The organism is Enterobacter cloacae complex sp. S3 (genome assembly GCF_014930495.1).
Taxonomy (GTDB): Bacteria; Pseudomonadota; Gammaproteobacteria; order Enterobacterales; family Enterobacteriaceae; genus Enterobacter; species Enterobacter asburiae_B.
Window position 1 is genome coordinate 1 of sequence record NZ_JADBRD010000056.1, and the last position, 2,358, is coordinate 2,358.

Annotated in this window: 4 protein-coding genes and 1 pseudogene; 2 read left to right on the top strand and 3 right to left on the bottom strand. The window is 46.8% G+C overall.

Annotation, left to right across the window (positions count from 1 at the left end; genetic code table 11):
• On the bottom strand, positions 1-85 hold an 85-nt coding region (locus IM317_RS24320; protein WP_375336435.1), incomplete at its 3' end, for a twin-arginine translocation signal domain-containing protein.
• Between the two features lie 234 nt (positions 86-319).
• Between IM317_RS24320 and IM317_RS22085 the strand changes: the two genes are divergently transcribed.
• Together IM317_RS22085 and IM317_RS22090 are read left to right on the top strand one after the other, a co-directional pair.
• Positions 320-769, top strand: coding sequence for a copper resistance protein (locus IM317_RS22085; protein WP_001023257.1), 450 nt, complete (start codon positions 320-322; stop codon positions 767-769).
• Positions 770-1,057: 288 nt separating this feature from the next.
• Entirely contained in the window at positions 1,058-1,795 is a 738-nt protein-coding gene (locus IM317_RS22090) for a peptidoglycan DD-metalloendopeptidase family protein (RefSeq protein WP_004388332.1), read from the top strand.
• Between the two features lie 33 nt (positions 1,796-1,828).
• Here the strand turns inward: IM317_RS22090 and IM317_RS22095 are convergent, their stop codons facing one another.
• Both IM317_RS22095 and IM317_RS22100 read right to left on the bottom strand, forming a co-directional pair.
• Complete coding sequence (locus tag IM317_RS22095) at positions 1,829-2,026, bottom strand: DUF2933 domain-containing protein (RefSeq protein WP_004388331.1); 198 nt, start codon at positions 2,024-2,026, stop codon at positions 1,829-1,831.
• A gap of 40 nt (positions 2,027-2,066) precedes the next feature.
• Positions 2,067-2,358: pseudogene (locus IM317_RS22100) on the bottom strand (haloacid dehalogenase); the annotation flags it as partial.

Here is a 2,358-nt window from a genome sequence, read left to right on the forward strand (position 1 = left end):
CGACTATTTGCAACAGTGCCCTTCCGGCTACGCCAGAGAGGGTTAACCCCTTCAGGAAAGTTCGTCGAGACGTTTTCAACAGCATGCGCATTCCCTTATTTAAAGTATGGTTACTGACAGAATTCGAGAACCGATTTAAATTAAATTACTGGTTCATCCACTTACAATGAAATGAATCTAGCACACCTTAAGAAACAAATTCATTACAATCGTGTAATGTACATAGCTGTATTACATTTACGTCATCTTCCCCACAGGTTGATTATTTTTATATATGATCATAAGGACATCTTTTATGTACCTCAGAAGGTAATTACACATGAATATATTAATCACGACCACTGCGTTTACAGCTTTATTTTGTGGGGCAGCTTTTGCTCAGTCCAGTGATATTGCCCATGAAGCACATCGATTTGTTAATAATGCCTCAGCCGTCAGTCATGTGAATTCCTCGACGCATGAAAACTTACCGGACAGGGTTAATAAAAACAACACGCCCTCATTCTCTGAAATGAATGAACATGAAAGGGCCATTGTTGCTCATTCATTTATGAACAACAGCGCGTCCTATGCGCATCAGAAAATGATTGAGGAACATAAAAAAATGCTGTCCGGCAGTGATGCAAATTCAAAGACCTCGTCTTCTTCTTTTAACGAACTGAATGCCGGAGAAAAAGCCGCTCTCGTGCATGAGCAGGTCAATAATGCCGGTGCGGAAGCACATCAGACGCAGGCAAGAAAGCTTCGCGGGCTGTATTCGACCAGGTAACTGCAGGCGGGTTAGTGCTTAGCGTCAGGTGCGCAGCAGGGCTTTACTGACGGGTTACGTAGCAGGACATGAGCCCCATATTGCTCTGCCGTAACCTGTTTCAGTCCCGTTAATCATCACCGTCGGGCTGGTCATACAGTTCCCAGAGCTTCCGGAGCAAACGGGAAACAAGATATGTTACAAAAATGACGACCATCAACGGTGCTCCCGATTAACTGACAGATGACACGCCTCCTGAAAACCCCTAGCATACGCCGCAGTGTTCATGCTAACGGCGAATTCCAGTAAATGTATTCTACCGATGTCGTAAAAGAAAATGCCTACCTTTCAGCCACCCGCTCGGGGCTGGAATCGAACGAGATCGCTACTCTTCAGCGCTCCTTGCCTTCCCGGTTTAATCTGCGGCATTTGAAAAAAAATGAATCATTAAAACTCGTACTGCAAAAGAAAGCGGGAAAATCACGTGTCGTGGCCTATAAATTTACGTCCGGTTCATTTAATTACACGGCGTATCGTATATCAGATAAAAAGTTCTATAACCTTTCCGATACTTCCGGGAAAGGCAGTCTCGATTATCCGTTACCGGCCACAGCAAGACTCAGTTCGCCTTTCAATCCTGCAAGACTTAACCCGGTATCGGGAAAAGTGAGTCCCCATAATGGCATTGATTATTCCATGCCCATGAACACGAAAATAGTCAGCGTCATCGACGGAAAAATCACCCGGGCCGAATACAACAGTACCATGGGATATTTTGTTGAAGTAACGGGAAAAGCCGGTGTTAAAACTCGCTATCTCCACCTCAATAAAATACTCGTTACTAAAGGGGCCAGGGTTACCCGGGGAGACGCTATTGCGTTATCCGGTAACAGCGGACGTTCATCCGGTCCTCATCTGCATTACGAGCTGGTCATCAATAACAATCCTGTTAACTCACTGGCGTTCCGGACGGCGGCACCCGCTGATAACAAACTCGAACAGCATGCCTTTGCGCATGCCAGAGACTACGAACGATACTTGGACTGATAACGGGACCGCGACGCGGTCCCGTCTGCCGGATTAATTTTTTTTATCGTTTTCACTTCCGTGATGTTGATGATCTCCATGCCCCCCGTGACCGTGGAAAAGATGCATGAGCGGACAAAGCAGCAGTAACAGATATGGCCAGTAGCCTGCCACATGTGACCAGTGTTCGCGCAGGAGAGCAAATGCCGCAATCGCGGCGACAGCAATAAGCGCATAGGTTGTACTTTTCATACCGGACTCCTTCTGTTCGTAACAGCCCCTTCACTCAGTGTTATTTCCCGAGCCTGACACTTTTCAGACGCAACGCATTTGCAATGACGCTAACGGAGGAAAGGGCCATGGCCGCCGCCGCAATAACTGGCGACAGCAGTATTCCATACACAGGATAAAGCAGACCTGCAGCTACAGGCACCCCAAGAGCATTGTAGATAAACGCAAAAAACAGATTCTGCCGGATATTTTTCATGGTGATCTCTGACAGATGACGGGCCCTGTTGAGTATCATCAAATCGCCTTTGAGAAGGGTAACGCCAGCACTTTCTATTGCCACATCTGTACCCGTT

Bases quoted from the DNA above. Each gene is read 5' to 3' on its own strand.
- IM317_RS22085 (WP_001023257.1), top strand. From the start codon at position 320: ATGAATATATTAATCACGACCACTGCGTTTACAGCTTTATTTTGTGGG.
- IM317_RS22095 (WP_004388331.1), bottom strand. From the start codon at position 2,026: ATGAAAAGTACAACCTATGCGCTTATTGCTGTCGCCGCGATTGCGGCA.
- IM317_RS22090 (WP_004388332.1), top strand. From the start codon at position 1,058: ATGTATTCTACCGATGTCGTAAAAGAAAATGCCTACCTTTCAGCCACC.